The following is an 18,484-nucleotide window of genomic DNA, read 5'->3' as shown; positions in this document are numbered from 1 at the left end:
GCGCTACTTCGCGGACTTCGTCGATTTCGCGCTGGTCGTGTTCGACTCGCTCGCCGCAGGTGATTCGCCGCCCTTGGCGGCTTCGGCGGCGGCCTTGGTGGCCTCGTCTTCGGCGAACTGGTCGGTCGGTTCGATCAGGCCGAACTCCACCTTGACCTTGTTCTCGATCTCCTCGGTGACGGCAGGGTTGTCCTTAAGGAACTTGCGCACATTCTCGCGTCCCTGCCCCAGCTGGTCGCCGTCGTAGGTGAACCAGGAGCCGGACTTCTTGACCACGCCCACCTGGATGGCCATATCCAGCGCGGATCCCTCACGGGAGATGCCTTCGCCGTACAGCACATCGAATTCAGCGGATTTGAAGGGCGGTGCCATCTTGTTCTTGACGACCTTGACGCGCGTGCGGTTGCCCACGGCCTCCTCGCCGTTCTTCAAGGTCTGCACGCGTCGGATGTCGAGACGCACGGATGAGTAGAACTTCAGCGCCTTGCCGCCGGTGGTGGTTTCGGGATTGCCGAAGAACACGCCGATCTTCTCACGCAGCTGGTTGATGAAGATGGCGGTGGTGCCGGCCTGCGCGAGCGCGCCGGTCATCTTGCGCAGCGCCTGGCTCATCAGGCGGGCCTGCAGACCGACATGGCTGTCGCCCATCTCACCTTCGATTTCCGCTTTGGGCACCAGAGCGGCCACGGAATCGATGACGATGATGTCGAGCGCGCCGGAACGGATCAGCATGTCGGAGATCTCCAACGCCTGCTCGCCGTTGTCGGGCTGGGAGACGATCAGCGAATCGGTGTCGACGCCGAGCTTGCGGGCGTACACCGGGTCGAGGGCGTGTTCGGCGTCGATGAAGGCCGCGACTCCCCCGTTGCGCTGCGCGTTGGCGACCGCATGGAGCGCCAGCGTGGTTTTGCCCGAGGATTCCGGTCCGTAGATCTCCACGATACGGCCGCGGGGCAGGCCGCCAATGCCGAGGGCCATGTCGAGGGCCAGAGAGCCGGTGGGGATGACCTCGACGTCCTGTTCGACGCGGTCGCCCAAACGCATGGCCGATCCCTTGCCGAAGTTCTTCTCCACCTGCGCCAGCGCGGTGTCAAGCGCGGCTTTGCGCAAGGGGTCGAGTTCGTGCTTGGCGGCGTTGCCGCCTTCTGCCTCCTGCACGGTGGGCTTCGTCTGCTGTGCCATGATCTCTCCTTGTCGTCGTGCGGCGAATATGTCATTCCACCGTATGGGCTTCGTGCCGCGCAGGGCAAGCGGAATCGACCTATGTGGTTCGAGCCTTCGCCCTGCACGACTCCGACCGACGATTTTCCTTGCTATTGCAAGGTTTTCGCGTCAGCCGGCGCAAACCCACTCGCCGAGTCTGCCGTCGTCACTGCGGACAACTATACCCTCACATACGAACATTTGTTCGATTTTCTGAAAGGACACGCCGACGCGGCACCCCAACTACCGCACAGCGCTATAGGGCATCGGCGGAGCGTTATGATCCTTGCCCCACCGTTCGCGGTCCGAAACACCCATCTGATCGCACAGGACGTTCCATACTGTGCGCGGCTCCTCACCAGCCTCCAACGCTTCGACCACGGTCATGCCGTCCAGCCGATCCAGCCGCTGGTCGCGCGCCAGACTGCGGCCGTAGACACGCCCGAACACCTCTTCGAGCAGCTCCCAGAATTCCCGTTCTCGCATAACAGACCAATCTACCGCCACGCCCCAAACATGACAACGCCCCGGTCGCGATCCAACAATGTGGATTCACGACCGGGGCGTCACCCAATAGGCCAATAGGCCAGTAGGTCAATTGTCTTACGCGCCGACCTCGTCGAGATGGTCGGCGACCATGCGCAGCATCTGCGCGGTGCTCACGCCCAACGCTTCGGAGATGGAGGTGAGCAGCTCGGAGCTGGCCTCCTTCTGCCCGCGCTCCACCTCGGAGAGGTATCCCAGCGACACGCCGGCTTTCTCGCTGACCTCGCGCAGGGTTTTATGGTCGCGCGTGCGCAGGTCGCGCAGCACCTGGCCGATGGCCTCACGCAGCGACAGCCGTTCATTCGTTTTGGATTCCTCACGCATACGCGTCGAGGAACGCGGCCTCGTGTCGGCGTCCTCCTCCTGCCACATTCTGGTGAGCGCCGCCTGACGCTCGTCCTTGGCCTTCTTGGCGGCACGCGCCTTGATCACCTGCTGCTGCGCGAACATCACCGCGCGGCGCTGGGCCGGGGTCAGCTCGCGCATGCGCGCGGTGCCCGGGCGCACCATAGTCGGCGCCGCGGCGCGAATCTCCACTTGCTGTTCGTTGCGGGTCAGCGTCTCCATAATTCCATCCCTTGCGTCGTGTATCGGAACATCTACTCTTGTCAACACGACATCACCGGGATTTTATTCCTGAAAAATTGCTAGGAGTTGACTCAAGTTTTCCAAAACGTGCGCGACGGTAAGGCGACGGACCTCCTCGCGGGTGCCCTGCAGCCGCAGTTCGACCGCCTCGGTCCGGCGCGCCGTGGGACCATCGGAAGCCCCCAACCCGCCGCATGATGGCAGCGAAACGCCGACATACACCAATCCCGCCGGCTTGTCGCCGTCCGGACCGGGCCCCGCGACACCGGTGGTGGCCAGTCCGATCACCCGCTCGCCGTATTGCGGCTGCGCGTACAGTCTCGCCGTGCCCTCGGCCATCTGCTTGGCCACATCGGGATGGACCGCGCCCTCGCGTTCGAGCAACGCGCGGTCCACGCCGAGCACGGAGGCTTTGGCGTTGATGTCGTAGGTGACCGCCGAGCCCAGCAACACGTTCGACGCGCCGGGAATACGCACGAAGGCGTCGGCGAGCAGACCCCCGGTAAGCGACTCCGCACAGGCGATCTTCAGTCCATGCTCCTCGCAATACGCCAGTATGCGGGCCGCAAGCCCGTCGCAGCGTTCCTGCAACGAATTCTCCGTCCCCACGCGCTCAGGCTTCGTTTCCGCCGTCGGAGGCCTTCTTCTTGCCGCCGGCGAAGGTGTTGTACAGGTAGATGGCGCCCGAGTACAGGCACAGCACCAGCGCCACGTAGATCATCGCGTAGGTGAGGAAGTAGTAGACGACCATCCACGTCGGGGTCGTCTGCGCGGTATCCAGAGACCACATCGGCAGCAGCAGCATCGACAGGCCGACGCACTGGAACACGGTTTTCAGCTTGCCCGGCCATGCGGCGGCGATCACCTTACCGCCGGTGTCGATCACGAAGAAGCGCATCACGGTGATGCCGATTTCACGCACGAGGAACAGGATGGTCACCCACCAGCCGAGTTCGCCGAAGATGGAGGCGAGAATCAGCGCGCCGCAGGTGAGCAGCTTGTCGGCGATCGGGTCCATCAGCTTGCCCAGCTCGGTGACCATATGGTACTTGCGGGCCATCCAGCCGTCGATCTTATCGGTTGAGGCGGCGATGATGAACAGCACGGCGGCGACCCAACGCATCGTCAGGTTGTCCGCGCCCCACGGACCTGCGAGCGCGGCCAGCACGAGGAACACCACCACCAGCACGATGCGCGAGTAGGTGACCAGATTCGGAGGGGCGTTCCATCCGTCCAGCAGCGACGATTTCTTGGATGTTTGGCTCTCAGTCATACCGGATACGTTACCGCACATGCTCTACCGAAGCCATGGACGCCAGCTGAAGGGCAGCTGACGATTCTACGATTCAAGCGTGCCCTGCTGGGCCGCGGACGACTGCAGAGAGTCGGTTTCGCCGCGGATGAAGGCGAGCACCGCAGGCAGGTCGGGGGGCTGGACCAGCACCTGGCGGGCCTTGGACCCCTCGGAGGGGCCGACCACGCCGCGCGATTCCAGCAGATCCATCAGACGTCCGGCCTTGGCGAATCCGACGCGCAGCTTGCGCTGCAGCATCGATGTGGAGCCGAACTGCGTGGTGACGACCAGTTCGGCCGCCTGCAGCAGCAGGTCCATATCGTCGCCGATCTCCTCGTCGGGTTCGATGGCCTTCTTCTCGGCCTCCTGCGCCATCTGTTCGATGTCGTCGCGGTAGCGCGGCTTGCGTTGGGTGCGCACGAATTCCACGGCCTTGCGGATCTCCGATTCCGACACCCACGAGCCCTGCACGCGGATCGGTTTGGCAGAGCCCATCGGCAGGAACAGCGCGTCGCCCTGTCCGATCAGCGCCTCTGCGCCGACCGTGTCGAGGATGACTCGCGAGTCGGTGGCCGAGGATGTGGCGAAGGCCAGGCGCGAGGGGATGTTCGCTTTGATCAGACCGGTGACCACGTCGACGGACGGGCGCTGGGTGGCGAGCACGAGATGCACGCCGGCGGCGCGCGCCAGCTGGGTGATGCGCTGGATGGAGCTTTCCACATCGTTTTTCGCGACCATCATGAGGTCGGCCATCTCGTCGACGACCACAAGGATGTACGGGTACGGGGCAACCTTGCGCTGGGAGCCGAGCGGCGCGTGCACCTTGCCGGCGCGCACGGCCTCGTTGAAATCCTTGATGTGGCGGAATCCGAAGAATTCCAGGTCGGAGTAGCGCGCGTCCATCTCCTTGACCACCCATTCCAAGGCCTGCGCGGCCTTTTTGGGGTCGGTGATGATCGGCGTGAGCAGATGTGGGATGCCCGCGTAGGCGGAGAGTTCCACACGCTTGGGATCCACCATGATCAAACGCACCTGTTCGGGGGTGGCGCGCATGATGATCGAGGTGAGCATGGAGTTGATGAAGCTCGACTTACCCGATCCGGTGGCGCCGGCCACCAGCAGATGCGGCATTTTGGCGAGGTCGGCGGTCACGAAGTGGCCCTCCACGTCCTTGCCCACGCCGCTGACCATCGGATTGGGGTCGTTCATGGCCTTGTCGGAGCGCAATACGTCGCCCAGATGCACGATTTCGCGGTCGACGTTGGGGATTTCGATGCCGATGGCGGATTTTCCGGGGATCGGCGAGAGGATGCGCACGTCGGAGCTGGCCACCGCGTAGGCGATGTTGCGCTGGAGGTTGGTGACCTTTTCGACTTTGACGCCCGAGCCGAGCTCCACCTCGTATTGGGTGACGGAGGGGCCGCGCAGGAAGCCGATCACCTTCGCGTCCACATTGAACTGCTGGAAGGTGGAGGTCAGCGCGGCGATCACCTTGTCGTTGGCGGGGGTGCGCATCGCGTGCGGCTGCCCTTTGGACAGAATGTTGAGATTGGGCAGCTGGTAGGGCTTGAGCGCGTCGTCGGCGTCATCTTCGCCGTCCGCGACATCCATACCGTCCATGCCGGACTCGCCAAACTCACCCACGGAGGCGGAGCCGGACGCGCCGAGGGCCACGGTGGCGCCGTCGCCGCCTGCGGTGACGGCCGGGATGGTGCCAGTGGCGATGGGCGCCCACGGGTCGTGTTCGGGATCGGCGAGCGCCGGCATCACGACGGTGCCGCCAGCCGCGTCGCCATCCGTTCCCGGCATCGCCATGGTATCGACGGTGGTTGCGGCCGGCTCCATACCGCCGCCCCACGCCGTGGAGTCCGTCGGTGCGGCCGTTTCGATCAGCGAGGTCTCCGCTGCATCACCATGCCGGGATGCCGCCGTGGCGAAGGGATCGTCGGCCTCGTAGCGTTCCAGTGTCCGGTCCTCCGCGTTCCTGCGCCGTTGGAACAGGCGTGCGAACAGGCCGGGCTTGCGCGCCTCGGGCTCGTCGGGCAGGTCGTCGCCGTCGTGCGCGGGAACGCCGTCGGCGAAGGCGAGCGTGCCGTCGCCGACACGCACCTCATTGGGGAACTGGTCGGCCGCCTCGTCATCCTCGCCCGCCGGACGGTAGGGCTTGTTGCGTAGCTTGGCCCACGCTCGCATCAGCACTTCGGGCAGGTCGGTCACATGCGTGCCGGTGATCATCAGCAGGGAGAACAATCCCACCACGACGAAAACGGCGATCGCGAACGCGTTGGACAGGCCCCACGCCAGCGGGGAGCCGAGGAAGAAGCCGAACAAACCGCCGGCCTTCTGCAGCACGGCGATGTCGAATTGCGTGGATTCGGCGGCGAGCGCCACGTCGATCACCGAGCAGATGGACCACAGCAGCAGCACCCAGCCGGTCACCACGCGCGGATTGTTCGATTCGCGTCCGGAGTTGCGCATCAGACGCACGGCCACATAGAACAGCAGTACCGGCAGCACCACGCTCATCACGCCCAACACGCCCGAGGCGACGGCGTGCAGGAATTGCCCGAAGGGGCCGTCCACGCGCACCCATTCGGAGGCGCAGAACAGCACCGCCAGCACCATCAGCAGGAAGCATAGGCCGTCGCGGCGGTAGGCGGGATCGTACTCCCCCACGCCGGTGATCGAACGCACCGCGGTGCCGAGAGCCCGCGGAATCGCGAGCAGGATTTTCTTCCACATCGGCTCCGCGACATCCCCGAATTCGGGTTGGATCGCGGTTTTGCCGTCGCGCGCGCCTGACCCGGCGGTGTTTTTACGGGACTTCGCTGAACTCTTCGAGGATGATGATCGTGCCATAACGGTCCTGATTCTACGCCACGCCCGGCACACGGACGGCAGCGACACCGGCGGGGATTATCGCGGCGGATGCGCCCGAGACGGCCGGATGCGGCTATCATCGTGTTATGACTCCAGCAGAGCGTGCGAGCGCAGTCGCATTTGCATTGAAGAACTGCGCGTTGGAAGCGATGACGCCGGGCGACGCGACGATGCGTGCCGCGGCCGACTATGAGCGGGGCGATATCGACGTCGCCCGGCTGATCGAAATCGCCGACGAATCCACCGCCCGTAAGATCCAAAGCAACGGCCGCCTGGCCGACGGCAGTCTGGACGACCATGCCACGGACCATGCGGATAGCGTGTTCGCGCGCACGGTGCTGCTCGCCGAACGCCGTTGGCCCGCATCAGGGGATCTGGCCGAATTGGTCGCCATCCATACGGGCTTGTTCGAAGGCGTGTTCGCGGACGCGGGCGCGCTGCGCACCAGCGACACGACGCGCGAGGCGACGGACGACAAGGCGCGGGCCAAGAATCCCGAGGCGTTCTTCCCCGCCGCGCTGATCGAGACGGGCGCGTTGAACATCGCCACCGAACTGGCGGACAAACGCAATCTGCAGGTGTTGGACCGCGACGTATTCGTGCGTGAGTTCACGCGGATCTACGACGAGTTGGGGTATCTGCACCCGTTCAAGGGCGGCAACGCGATGGTACTGCGTATGTTCGCCTCGCGGCTGGCGCATGACGCCGGATGGGATCTCGACTGGGGTTCGGTGACCCGGGACGGGTACAAGTCCGCCAAGCACGCGGCCTATCGTGGGGACACCGACGCGTTGGAGCGCATGTTCGCAGGCATCGTGCGTCCGGCGAATCCGACCCGCGTGTTCCTGATCGCGGGATGGGACCAGGGGCCGGCGCACTGACCGCGCGCTGACGGAAACATTGACCGCGTTGTCGACACGCTGACGACACACTGTCGACGCGCCGACAACGCACCGACAACGCACCGACAACGCACCGACAACGCTTTTGGCGGCGCGCGACGTTAGCCGATGTCCCCCAGATGGTGTTGGACGTATTCGTCGGCACGCGCGTCGATGGGATCGTAGTCGCCGGCGTCGGCGTGCGCGATGATCGCCATCGCATTGTCCACCAAACGCGGGTTCAACGCCTCAAGCCAGTGGATTCTGGGGTCGCGGCCGAACCATCCCATCTGTTTGCGGGCGAGCCGCTTGGTTTTCTGCGCGATGTCGGCGAAAAGATCATGCTCGTCGATCAGCCCGTCCTCGAAGTCGATGACCTGCTGGTAGCCGAGCGCGCGGCTTGCGGTGACGCCCAGACGCGGACGCAGCCGTCGCACCTCGTCGACGAATCCCCCATCCAGCATCTTCCTGGTGCGTATGTCGATGCGGCGGTCGAGTTCCCCGCGGTCCAGATCCAGCCCGATCTGCACGCTGGGAATCACGTACCGGTAGCGCGGCAGTGTGGCCGAGAACGGGCGGCCCGTCAGTTCGATGACCTCCAGCGCGCGGATGGTGCGACGCGCGTTGCGGGCGTCCATATTCGCCGCGGCGACTGGATCCTTGCGCTGCAGCTCGGCGAACAGCGCGCCCGCGCCTTCGTTGCGTTCGCGTTCCTCAAGTCTCGCTCGAATTTCGGGATCCGTGCCGGGAAAGGAGATGTCGTCGATGGCGGCGCGCGCGTACAGGCCGGATCCTCCCACGAGGATCGGCCGGATGCCGCGCGAGGTGAGGTCGGCGATGGCGGCGCGCGCGAGCGTCTGGAAACGGGCCACGGTCATCGTGTCGTCGGGGTCGATGACGTCGATGAGGTGGTGCGGCACCGCGGCCTGTTCCTCGGCGCTGGGCTTGGCGGTGCCGATATCCATGCCGCGGTACATCTGGTAGGCGTCCGCGTTCACGATTTCGGCCCGCTCCCCCCGCTCGGCGAGCCGGCGCGCGATGGCGATGCCCAACCCCGTCTTGCCCGAGGCGGTGGGACCGACGATGGAGACGACGCGGGGGGATCCTTCGACTGCGGCTTCGCCTTCGCTCAGGATGACGGAAGAGGGAGAGGCGCCTCCGCTCAGGATGACGGAAGAAGAGGCGGCTCCTCCACTCGGGATGACGGGAGAATCGTCATCGGGAACGACGGGGGCGTTAGTGGCGCACATGGTAGGTCTGCCCGGCCTGCGTATCGGGGTCGGCGATGAGGTTGTGGCGGCCGGCGTGGGTGACGGTGGCGGTGACGAAATCGCCGATTCCGGGCATCGGCTCGCCTTCGGGCACGCCGATATGCACCAGCGTGCCGGTGCGCTCACGGCCGGTCACGCGGTGCGTGGCGGCGTCCTTCTTGCCCTGCGTGCCGGTGATCATCACCTCGACGTCACGGCCCTCGAACTTCTTAAGCTCCTCCTCGGTGATGCGCTCCTGCAGAGCCACCAGGCGCTCGAAGCGCTCCTGTACCACATCATGCGGCACCTGCTCCATCTCGGCGGCCGGCGTGCCGGGGCGCGGCGAGTAGATGAAGGTGAACGCGGACGAGAATCGCGCCTCTTCGACGATGCGCAACGTGTCTTGGAAGTCCTCCTCCGTCTCGCCGGGGAAGCCGACGATGATGTCGGTGGAGATCTGCGCGTCCGGCATCGCCTCGCGCACCTTGCGCAGGATGTCCATGAACTTGGCCGTACGGTAGGAGCGGCGCATGGCGCGCAGGATCTTGTCGGAACCCGACTGCAGGGGCATGTGCAGCTGGTGCATCACGTTCGGGGTCTCGGCCATGGCGGCGATCACATCGTCGGTGAAGGCGGCCGGATGCGGCGAGGTGAACCGCACGCGCTCCAGGCCTTCGATGTCGCCGCAGGCGCGCAGCAGTTTGGAGAAGGCGTAACGGTCGCCGATGCCGTAGCCGAAGGAGTTCACGTTCTGACCCAGCAGCGTGACCTCTTTGGCTCCCGATTCCACGCAGTCGCGCACCTCGGCGAGGATGTCGCCGGGGCGGCGGTCCTTCTCCTTGCCGCGCGTGGTGGGCACGATGCAGAAGGTGCAGGTGTTGTTGCATCCCACGGAGATCGACACCCACGAGCTGACCTTCGAGGCGCGGGCCGTGGGCAGATCGCTGGGGAAGTATTCGAGCTGGTCGACCACCTCGACCTGCGGCAGGTCGGTCACGCGGTTCTGTTCGAGCAGACGCGGCAGCGAGCCGATGTTCTTCGTGCCGAACACGGCCGCGATCCACGGCGCTTTGTCGGCGATGCGCTGGCGGTCGAGCTGGGCCATGCAGCCGCCCACCGCGATCTGCAGGTTGGGCCGCTGGCGTTTCATCTCTGCCCACAGGCCCACCGTGCCGTACATGCGTTCGGCGGCGTTCTCGCGCACCGCGCAGGTGTTGAGCACGATCAGGTCCACGTCGTGTCCGTCGATCTGCTCCTCGGTGGCCTGCACGTAGCCGCTTTCCGCGAGCACGCCGGCGATGCGTTCGGAGTCGTGCACGTTCATCTGGCATCCGAGCGTGTGGATCTGGAACACACCCTTGCCCCGCTCCCCCATGTTCGCGGTCGTCGCATCCTGTGCGGTGGCGTTGCGTTCGGTTTCGGTCATCATGTCTTCGTTCATGACACACCATCCTATCGGCGGGGCTTGTCAGCGCGGCCGATCAGCGACCGCACGGAACACTCACAGGAAGGCGGGTATATTGGAATGAGCGTATTCACTCGGACGACAATCGGAGATGATCGTGATACTTGACCGCCACAGCCGCTTGAGCTCATCCGAACTGCAGACCCGTCTCAAAGCCGTGGATTTGAGCGGATCCCAGTTCACCCATGAAGACATCACCACCTTCATCGACCAGATGCAGGTCTATGAGGGCGCGATGTACGAAATCAGCACCAAACTGGAGATTCTCGACGGCGAGTTCCAGGTGCGGTTCAGCCATGATCCGATCCATCATATGGAGCGCCGGCTCAAGTCCATCAACTCCATCATCGGCAAGCTGGAGCGCAAGGGGCTGCCGGTGAGTGTGAACTCCATCCGCGACAACCTGTTCGACGTGGCCGGCATCCGCGTGATCTGCAACTACTGCGACGACGTGTATTCCGTCTCGAACTACCTCTCCTCGCAGTCGGACATCCAGGTGCTGCGCGTCAAGGACTACATCAAGAACCCCAAGCAGAACGGCTACCGTTCGCTGCATGTGATCTACGCGGTGCCGGTGTTCCTCTCGTCCGGCGCGCACTACACGCCGGTCGAGGTGCAGTTCCGCACCATCGCCATGGATTATTGGGCGAGTCTGGAGCACGCGCTGCGCTATAAGACCGACTTGCCGGACGGCAAGCTCAACGAGCATTCGCAGACGCTGCTCGACTGCGCCCGCTCCCTGCAGAACATCGAGGTGCAGATGCAGAACATCCACCGCGACATCAACGGTGCCCCGCAGGTCGAGGAGACCCCGAAAACCACCGAGTGAGGCGCGGTCTCATGGGCCGTCTAGCATGTCGGCTCATGAGAAGACAGGAATTCACGGGCATGCTGTGCCTGCTGCTGACGGCGGTCATCTGGGGTTTCGCGTTCGTATCGCAGGTCTCCAGCATGGAGGCGGTCTCGCCGCTGTTCTTCAACGCGGCCAGATTCACGTTGGGCGCATGCTCGTTGGTTCCGGTGATTCTGTTGATGCGCCGAGGCGGCAAGGATTCCGCCGATGTCTCTAATTCCGCTCATTCCGCGGGCTCCCCCGGCGAACGCCGCTCCCGCCGCAAGCGCACGGTGATCACGGGCATGCTGTGCGGAACGCTGCTGTTCGCCGCCGGAACCTTGCAGCAGTATGGCATTCTGTGGGGCCGTTCCGCCGGACGCGCGGGATTCATCACCGCCCTGTACATCGTGCTGGTGCCGCTGTTCGGCCTGTTCCTGCACCGCCGGGTGACCGCGCTGACCGGCGTCAGCGTCATCATCGCGCTGATCGGCTTCTATCTGCTGTGCGTCGCCGACGGTTTCGACACCATCAACAAGGGCGATCTGACCGTTTTCCTCGGCTCGGTGATGTTCGCCGCCCATATTCTCGTGATCGATACGTTGGGCGCGAAGGTCGAGCCGATCCGCCTGTCCTTCGTGCAGTTCGTCACCACCGCGGCGCTGAGCTGGGCGGGCGCCGCGCTTGAGGGTTCCATCGATTGGTCGGGTGCCGCCACGTCGTGGGTGGCGATTCTGTACGCCGGCATCGCCTCCGTGGGGGTGGCGTACACCTTGCAGACCGTCGGCCAGCGTCAGGTGCCTCCCACCCGTTCCGCGGTGATCCTCTCGCTCGAATCGCTGTTCTCCGCGGTGGGAGGCGCGTTGCTGCTCGGGGAGACGATGACCGCGCGTGGATACGCCGGCTGCGCGCTGATCTTCCTCGGCACGCTGCTCGCCCAGATGCCGGCCAAGGTGCCGGATATGCTGCGCCGCCCGGACACGCGCACCATGCGCTGACGATACACGGCATAGAGAAGCGAACGGCATAGGGAGATACGCAGCTAAGAAGATACACGGCATAGCGAAGGACCCTGCCGGAATCCCGTCCGAACTTGAGGTTCGGGACACGGGATCCCCGGCAGGGTCCTTGCTCATCTTCCGGCGATGTGCCGTGAGACTCCGATGCGTGCTTTAAATCACTGCTTGGTGGCCATCATGTCGAGCGCGCTGGGGCGCAGCTCGGCCTCGGCGGTTTCGGGGTCGGTGACCTTGAGACGGCGGATGTAGCGCTCGTACCAGAGCATCGCCAGACCGATGAACACCACGACGCCGCCCACGTTGTAGACCAGGGTGAGCCACAGCGGCTGGTCCAGCGGAATCGTGCCGGCGATGAACACGAAGGCGAACACGATCAGCAGGAAGGTGGCGATCGCCAAGCCGAAGCCGCGTCCGCCCATGCGGAAGGTGCGTTCCACGGCGTCGAACTTGCGGCGCAGCACGAAGTAGGCCAGCAGGATCAGCAGCGGCGGCAGCAGCGCGGTGGCGGCGGTCATGTTGATCACGATCTGCAGCAGGTCGTTGACGTTGCCGGAGCCGATGGCCGGGATGATGAGGATCGGCACGACGATGGCGAACTGCAGCCAGGCGGCGCGCCACGGGATGCCCTGCTCGTTGAGCTCGACGATCTTGCCGCCGAACACGCCCTTGGGGATCTCGGAGAAGAACACCTTGACCGGGGCGGAGGTCCACATCATCAGCGAGCCCAGCGTGGCGGCCAGCAGGATCAGGCCGACGATGCGGGTGGAGATCGCCATCGGAATGCCGATCCACTCACCGACCTTGCCCATGACCACGAAGATGCCGGTGGACAGGTCGAGGCTTCCGGCCGGAACGAACACGTTCATCACCAGGGAGGCGGCCGCGTAGAGCAGGCCGATGACCAGACCGGAGACGACGATGACGCGCACGAACGCCTTGACGCCGCCCTTGAGATCGTTGAGGAACACGCCGACCGATTCGGCGCCGCCCACGCCTTGGATGATCCAGGCGAGCGTGCCGAGGAACGCCCATGTGGTGGCGAAGGAGCTGAAGTCAGGCGAGAGGGTTTCGACGGTCACGGGGGTCGCCGGGGTCACGCCGCCGCACAGCGCGGCCACCGACAGCACGATGAACACGGCGGTCAGACCGAGCGCCGCCATCGCGCCGAAGGACGAGATCGAGCCGATCCACTTGGCGCCCTTGGTGGACACCCAGGTGGCGATTGCGAAGATGATGATCTCGCACACGGTGATCCACAGCTGCGAGATCTCCTTGTTCTCACCGAAGAACAGGTAGTTCGCGTAGATGATCACATTGGGCAGGATCGAGGCGAAGAAGAACAGGTTGACGAACCAGTAGCAGAAGGCCGTCAGGAACGCCCAGCGGCCGCCCATCGAGGTTTTCACCCACTGGTAGACGCCGGATTCCGAATCCTTGTTCAGCGCCACGAACTCGGCCACGACCAGCGTGAACGGCACGAAGTACAGGATGGTTGCGATGAAGAAGGCCGGCGCGGCGGACAGTCCGATCGCGACGTTGTTGTTGATGACGTTCTTGATGCCGAACACGGCCGACACCGTCATACCCAGCAGCGCGACCTGGCCGATCGACGCTCGTTTTTCGGAACTCATGGGAAGACTCCTTTACGTTGATGGTTGTGATTCGTGGATGGTTGTTGAATTGCTCGTTACTTGTTCGGGAAGCTGTATCCCTCGACGGTGACCTGCACCTGCGTCGCCTGGACGTCCGGGGCGGGCATGATCTTGACGGCCTCGTCGATGTCGACCACCAGAACGCCGCCCTCAGGCACAGTGACGATGGACGCAGGCCCGTCGAAACGCTCGCGGTCGGTCAGATCGCTGTAGCGTTCGATGGTGTGCAGCATCTGCTTGTTCGCGACCATGACGGTGAGCTCTCCGCGGAAGGGCGAGAGCACCGTCAGGTAACGGCGATGCCCGACGAGCGATTCGTCGCCCATCTTGTCCGCGTCGTTCCACCAGTAAGTGAGCGAGTCTCCGATGGAGTGCGCCACATCGCGCGGCAACGACGGCGCCAGGTCGAGCGCCTGGCCGGTGCGCATCCATTTCTTGACCGTTGAGAGTTGGGCATCGAAATCATGCCGTGTGTCGTAGAGATGCATGTCACGCCTCCTTCATGGCGGTGATGGCTTGGGTGAGGTCGGCCGAGTCGAGCGGACGCAGCGACAGCGCGAAGCTGAAACGTTCGAAGCGCACGCGGTAGGAGTCCAGCACTTCGGAGCCCCAGGAGTTGGATCCCAGTCCGAGGACGCGGTCGTTGATGTTGACGGTGACGGTGTCGCGCTTGACCAGATCGGTCACATGCCGCGCATCGTCGATGTCCTGGCAGGTGTAGGGCCATGCGGAGAACGAGAAGGGCTTCGCGTCCGCGCCGTCCGGCCGGGTGACAAGCAGGCCGTCGCCGTGCGGCGAGCGCAGCGCGACCCAGCGCACGTCCTCACGGTTGGCGCAGTCCTGCGGGACCACATAGGGGGTGAACATGTCGTCGACGGTCGTGCGGTAGCGTCCGACCACATTCGCGCTCTTCGAGTCCGGATAGTTCTCGCCCGGACCGCGTCCGTACCATTCGACGCCGCGGTTGGCGCCGGGCACTTCGAAGCTCACGCCGATGCGGGGGATGATGTCGTCGTACGATCCGTATGGTTCGCCGTCGACGGCGAGGTCGACGCGACCGGAGGGCAGCACGGTGTAGGTCATGCGCGTGTGCATGCCGAAGTCCTGCACGGGCGGGGCGACCCGCTGGCGGACTTCCACCACGATGGAGTCGCCGTCCTGACGCCAGTCGACCGAACGCGTGGAGGTCTGCATGACCTGGATGTTGCGCGGATGCCACAGCGAGTCGTATTCCTGCTGGTAGTTGTCGATCAGCGGACGCCAGAATCCCACGCGAACCGGTGCTGCGAGCACGTCGCGCCCGACCGAACGCCAACCGGTGATGTCGCCGTTGACCAGATCGAATCGGATCTCGCCGCCTTGCGTGGCCACGACCAGCGTGCGGCCGTCCTCGTTCGCCGTCACGCGGGGGCGGCGCGGCGCGGCGAGGGCGGGGCGGGCGATGCTGGCCACGGGGAACTGCATGATGCCGATGCGTCGCATCGCCTCTCCCCATGCCGTGGCCTTGGTGGAGTGGACGGCCGCCGTGAGCAGCGTCTCCCCCACCGCCGCGGGGGCGATGGCGAGCGGGAGAACCGCGCTCTGGCCGGGCTCGAGCGCGCCGGGCTCGACGCTCACGCTGGAGACCGCCTCGCCGTCGACCATCGTCGTCGCGATGATGCGGATGTCCTCAAGCGTGGTGAACCAGCGCTTGTTGCGCACGGTCAGCTCCCCACGCGCCGCGTCGTAGTCGACGCCGACCGGGCAGATGACCTGCATGTATTCGGTCAGGCCGGGGCTGGGCTCCTGCCAGGGGAACACCATGCCGTCGATGCAGAAGTTGCCGTTGTTCGGATAGTCGCCGTTGTCGCCGCCGTACATGTCGTAGCGACGGCCGTCCTCGGTGTGGGCGGCCAGACCGTGGTCGCACCATTCCCAGATGAAGTGGCCTTGGATGTTGTCCCAGCGCTCGAACACCTTCTGGTATTCGCTCAAACCTCCGGGGCCGTTGCCCATGGAGTGTCCGTATTCGCAGTTGATGCGGGGCTTGGGGCCGGGATGCTCGCCGAAGTCGTTCATCTGCGAGACGCGCGAGTACATCGTGGAGATCACGTCGACGGTGTCGGCGTTGCGGTCCTCCTCGTAGTGCACGGGGCGGGGGTCGAGCTCCTTGGCCTTGGCGTACATCGACTCGATGTTGCAGCCGTATCCGGACTCGTTGCCGAGCGACCACATGATGATGCACGCGTGGTTGCGCTCCTGCATGATGAGGCGTTCGATGCGGTCCACATAGGCGGTCCGCCAGGCGGGATCGTCGGTGACCATCGCGATGTTGCCGATGTTTTCGAAGCCGTGGCTTTCCATATCGGTTTCGGCGACCAGCATGATGCCGTATTCGTCGCACAGCTCGTAGAAGCGCGGATCGTTCGCGTAATGCGAGGTGCGCACCGCGTTGATGTTGTGGCGCTTCATCAGTTCGAGGTCGCGGCGCATGCGTTCGACGCCCACGGCGCGGCCCTTGCGGTCGTCGTGGTCGTGGCGGTTGACGCCGTGCATTTTGAAGTAGGTGCCGTTGAGCAGCATGCGGCCGTTTTCGATGGTCACCTCGGCCAAGCCCAGACGGTGGGGCACGATTTCGCTCATGCCGTGCTCGCCCTCGACCTCGATGGTCATCTCGTAGAGGTAGGGATCCTCCGGATTCCACAGGCACGCGTCGTCAAGTTCGATGACGGCGGTCTGGCCCGGCGCGAACGACGTTTCGGCCACGACGGTGCCGTCGGCTTGGGCGAGACGCCACACCAGACGGGTGGCGTCGTGCGTTTCGACGTCCAGGCTCACCTGCGCGTGCGATCCGCCGGTGACGTGGGTGCGCACGGTGAAGTCGGTCAGGCGCGCGGCGGGGCGTTCCATCAGGTACACGTCGCGGAAGATTCCCGACGCCCACCACATGTCCTGGTCCTCGATGTAGGTGCCGTCGCAGTATTGCAGCACTTTGACGGCGATGAGGTTTGCGCCGTCGTGGACGAAGTCGGTGATGTCGAATTCCGCGCTCAGACGCGAGCCCTTCGTCATGCCGACGTATCGGCCGTTGACGTAGATCTCACCGTAGCTTTCGATGCCGTCGAACCGCAGGATGAGCCTCGCGCCGTCGGTGGGCGCGGCGAGGTCGACGACGCGCTGGTAGACGCCGGTCGGATCGTCGCCCGGCACGAACGGCTGCTCCACCGGGAAGGGGAATCCCTCATCGGTGTACTGCAGATGGCCGTAGCCGTCCACCTGCCACAGGTGGGGCACTTCGACGACATCCCAGGAGGGGTCGGCTTGGAGCAGAGCGTCTTCGGGGACGGCCTGCGGAGCGTCGAACAGACGGAACGACCACGGGCCGGAGAGCTCGCGGTAGCCGCGTGACAGCTCGCGGCTGTGGGTCGCTGCGAGATCACGCGTCTCGTAGCCGAAGAAATAGGCGTGAGGCGCCAGCCTGTTTCTTCCTGTCAGGGAGGGGTTCTCCCAATCGTGGGTGGTTTCCATGAACGTCTCTCCTTCGCGATCGAACGTTGATCGCAGTTGGTGGTCAGTGTTGTGCGGGTCGATGCGCCATGACCGGACCGCATTCACCAGCGTTACAGTTGGCGAGCACCATTGCTGTGCAACCGGTTGTCCTTTACGATAGCACCCGTCTCACCATTAGTGCAACCGGTTGTACAACATGGGCGTGTCGAGGTATGAATAGACCCGAGAGATGCGGGAAAAAGCCCGAACACGACTATGCTTGACGGGAACACCGTCACGAAGGGAGCGATTATGAGCATCGCCAAACGTAGGTCGGTCACGCTCGCGGACGTCGCCGAGGAGGCGGGGGTCTCGCGGTCCACGGCGTCCCGCGCGCTCAACGATTCGCCCCGCATCAGCGACGAGACCAAGCGGCTCGTGCGCGAGGCGGCCCAACGCATCGGATTCGTCCCCAACGCGCAAGGGCGGGCGTTGGCGGTCGGCCGCACCGAGACGATCGCAGTGATCGCCACCGAACCGATCGACGAACTGTTCGCCGACCCCACCTACAGCGCGTTCCTCGGCGGCATCACCGAACGGCTCACCGAATCGGCCTATCTGCCGGTGCTGCTGCAGGCCTCACGCCCGTCGGAGCGCGAGCGTTTCCGCCACCATCTCGAACGCCGGGCCTTCGACGCGGTCATCGACATCTCGCCCTATAAGGGCAGCGAGGTTCTGGATTCCATGCGCGACCTCAACATCCCCGGAGTGATCGTCGGCCAGTTGGACGACCACCCCTACGAGGGCGTCTTCTCCACCGTGTTCTCCGACGATTACGAGGGAGCACAGCTGGCCGCCAGAGCGGTCGTGGACAAGGGGCGAACGCGGCCGGTCGCGATTCTCGGCCCCTCGGACAATCCCGCCTCCACCGACCGTCTCGCAGGGTACCGCCAGGTGTTCGGCGACGCATTGGGCGACGAGCGCGTGCGCTTCACGCAGTGGGATTCCTCCGCCGGATTCGCTTCGATGATGGAGATGCTGGAAGTGTGCGACGACTTCGACGCGGTGCTGGCGGGGTCGGACCGCATCGCCGTCGGCGTGTTGGAGGCGCTGCGGCAAAGCGGCATCGACGTGCCCGAACAGGTGTCGGTGATCGGATTCGACGACCACCCGCTGTCGAAGGAGACCACGCCGCCGCTCACCACCATCCATCAGCCGCTGTACGAGGAAGGCCAGATCGCCGCCGATCTAGCGATGCGCATGATCGACGGCGAGGAGCCATCCACCGTCGTCGAGCATATGCGGCTGGTCGAACGCGAGTCCCTCTAGAATCCCTCCCATCGTTTCACATACGACAGCGGCCCGACGGAAACCGTCGGGCCGCTGTCGCGCCGGCGTCGTGCCGG

At 64.7% G+C, this 18,484-nt stretch carries 15 protein-coding genes; 4 read left to right on the top strand and 11 right to left on the bottom strand.

The window, feature by feature from the left end; translation table 11 throughout:
* Window positions 1–3: 3 nt before the first annotated feature.
* The 6 genes from recA to AC1AV0_RS08255 form a co-directional block, all read right to left on the bottom strand.
* Complete coding sequence (recA, locus tag AC1AV0_RS08280) at window positions 4–1,182, bottom strand: recombinase RecA (protein ID WP_476572925.1); 1,179 nt, start codon at window positions 1,180–1,182, stop codon at window positions 4–6.
* A gap of 264 nt (window positions 1,183–1,446) precedes the next feature.
* Window positions 1,447–1,689, bottom strand: coding sequence for a DUF3046 domain-containing protein (locus AC1AV0_RS08275; RefSeq protein ID WP_476572923.1), 243 nt, complete (start codon window positions 1,687–1,689; stop codon window positions 1,447–1,449).
* 117 nt (window positions 1,690–1,806) lie between these two features.
* Window positions 1,807–2,316 carry a helix-turn-helix domain-containing protein gene (locus tag AC1AV0_RS08270; RefSeq protein ID WP_476572921.1) on the bottom strand — a complete coding sequence of 170 codons (510 nt, stop codon included), beginning with the start codon at window positions 2,314–2,316 and terminating at the stop codon, window positions 1,807–1,809.
* 63 nt (window positions 2,317–2,379) lie between these two features.
* Window positions 2,380–2,928, bottom strand: a complete 549-nt coding sequence (locus AC1AV0_RS08265; protein ID WP_476572998.1) for a CinA family protein — start codon at window positions 2,926–2,928, stop codon at window positions 2,380–2,382.
* Window positions 2,929–2,950: 22 nt separating this feature from the next.
* Window positions 2,951–3,610 carry a CDP-diacylglycerol--glycerol-3-phosphate 3-phosphatidyltransferase gene (gene pgsA / locus AC1AV0_RS08260; protein ID WP_476572919.1) on the bottom strand — a complete coding sequence of 220 codons (660 nt, stop codon included), beginning with the start codon at window positions 3,608–3,610 and terminating at the stop codon, window positions 2,951–2,953.
* 66 nt (window positions 3,611–3,676) lie between these two features.
* On the bottom strand, window positions 3,677–6,490 hold the full coding sequence (locus AC1AV0_RS08255) for an FtsK/SpoIIIE family DNA translocase (RefSeq protein ID WP_476572917.1): 2,814 nt from the start codon (window positions 6,488–6,490) through the stop codon (window positions 3,677–3,679).
* Window positions 6,491–6,597: 107 nt separating this feature from the next.
* Here AC1AV0_RS08255 and AC1AV0_RS08250 point away from each other — a divergent pair, with 107 nt between their 5' ends.
* The gene (locus tag AC1AV0_RS08250) at window positions 6,598–7,392 is read left to right on the top strand and encodes a Fic family protein (protein WP_476572915.1); all 795 of its coding nucleotides are present in this window, start codon (window positions 6,598–6,600) and stop codon (window positions 7,390–7,392) included.
* Window positions 7,393–7,514: 122 nt separating this feature from the next.
* On the opposite strand, the gene miaA is transcribed toward AC1AV0_RS08250, so the two are convergent.
* Window positions 7,515–8,642, bottom strand: a complete 1,128-nt coding sequence (gene miaA, locus AC1AV0_RS08245; RefSeq protein WP_476572913.1) for a tRNA (adenosine(37)-N6)-dimethylallyltransferase MiaA — start codon at window positions 8,640–8,642, stop codon at window positions 7,515–7,517.
* Window positions 8,629–10,083: a tRNA (N6-isopentenyl adenosine(37)-C2)-methylthiotransferase MiaB gene (miaB, locus tag AC1AV0_RS08240; RefSeq protein ID WP_476572911.1), complete on the bottom strand. Its 1,455-nt coding sequence runs from the start codon at window positions 10,081–10,083 to the stop codon at window positions 8,629–8,631. Before miaB ends, miaA begins: the two co-directional genes overlap by 14 nt.
* 115 nt (window positions 10,084–10,198) lie before the next feature.
* Here miaB and AC1AV0_RS08235 point away from each other — a divergent pair, with 115 nt between their 5' ends.
* Both AC1AV0_RS08235 and AC1AV0_RS08230 read left to right on the top strand, forming a co-directional pair.
* Window positions 10,199–10,936: a GTP pyrophosphokinase gene (locus tag AC1AV0_RS08235; protein ID WP_476572909.1), complete on the top strand. Its 738-nt coding sequence runs from the start codon at window positions 10,199–10,201 to the stop codon at window positions 10,934–10,936.
* A gap of 59 nt (window positions 10,937–10,995) precedes the next feature.
* Window positions 10,996–11,937, top strand: a complete 942-nt coding sequence (locus AC1AV0_RS08230) for a DMT family transporter (RefSeq protein ID WP_476572996.1) — start codon at window positions 10,996–10,998, stop codon at window positions 11,935–11,937.
* 179 nt (window positions 11,938–12,116) lie between these two features.
* Here the strand turns inward: AC1AV0_RS08230 and AC1AV0_RS08225 are convergent, their stop codons facing one another.
* The 3 genes from AC1AV0_RS08225 to AC1AV0_RS08215 are packed head-to-tail and all read right to left on the bottom strand — an operon-like array spanning window position 12,117 to window position 17,117.
* Window positions 12,117–13,589, bottom strand: coding sequence for an amino acid permease (locus AC1AV0_RS08225; RefSeq protein ID WP_476572907.1), 1,473 nt, complete (start codon window positions 13,587–13,589; stop codon window positions 12,117–12,119).
* A 56-nt stretch (window positions 13,590–13,645) separates the two neighbouring features.
* Window positions 13,646–14,098 (bottom strand): NanQ anomerase/TabA/YiaL family protein, encoded by a 453-nt coding sequence (locus AC1AV0_RS08220; protein ID WP_476572905.1) that lies wholly within the window; start codon window positions 14,096–14,098, stop codon window positions 13,646–13,648.
* Window position 14,099: 1 nt separating this feature from the next.
* Window positions 14,100–17,117 carry a glycoside hydrolase family 2 TIM barrel-domain containing protein gene (locus AC1AV0_RS08215; protein ID WP_476572902.1) on the bottom strand — a complete coding sequence of 1,006 codons (3,018 nt, stop codon included), beginning with the start codon at window positions 17,115–17,117 and terminating at the stop codon, window positions 14,100–14,102.
* A gap of 273 nt (window positions 17,118–17,390) precedes the next feature.
* Between AC1AV0_RS08215 and AC1AV0_RS08210 the strand changes: the two genes are divergently transcribed.
* Complete coding sequence (locus AC1AV0_RS08210; RefSeq protein ID WP_476572898.1) at window positions 17,391–18,407, top strand: LacI family DNA-binding transcriptional regulator; 1,017 nt, start codon at window positions 17,391–17,393, stop codon at window positions 18,405–18,407.
* Window positions 18,408–18,484: the final 77 nt, after the last annotated feature.

It is taken from the genome of Bifidobacterium sp. LH_558, from assembly GCF_056356295.1.
Note: the sequence above shows the minus strand (reverse complement) of the source record. Positions and strands in the feature narration are given on the sequence as shown.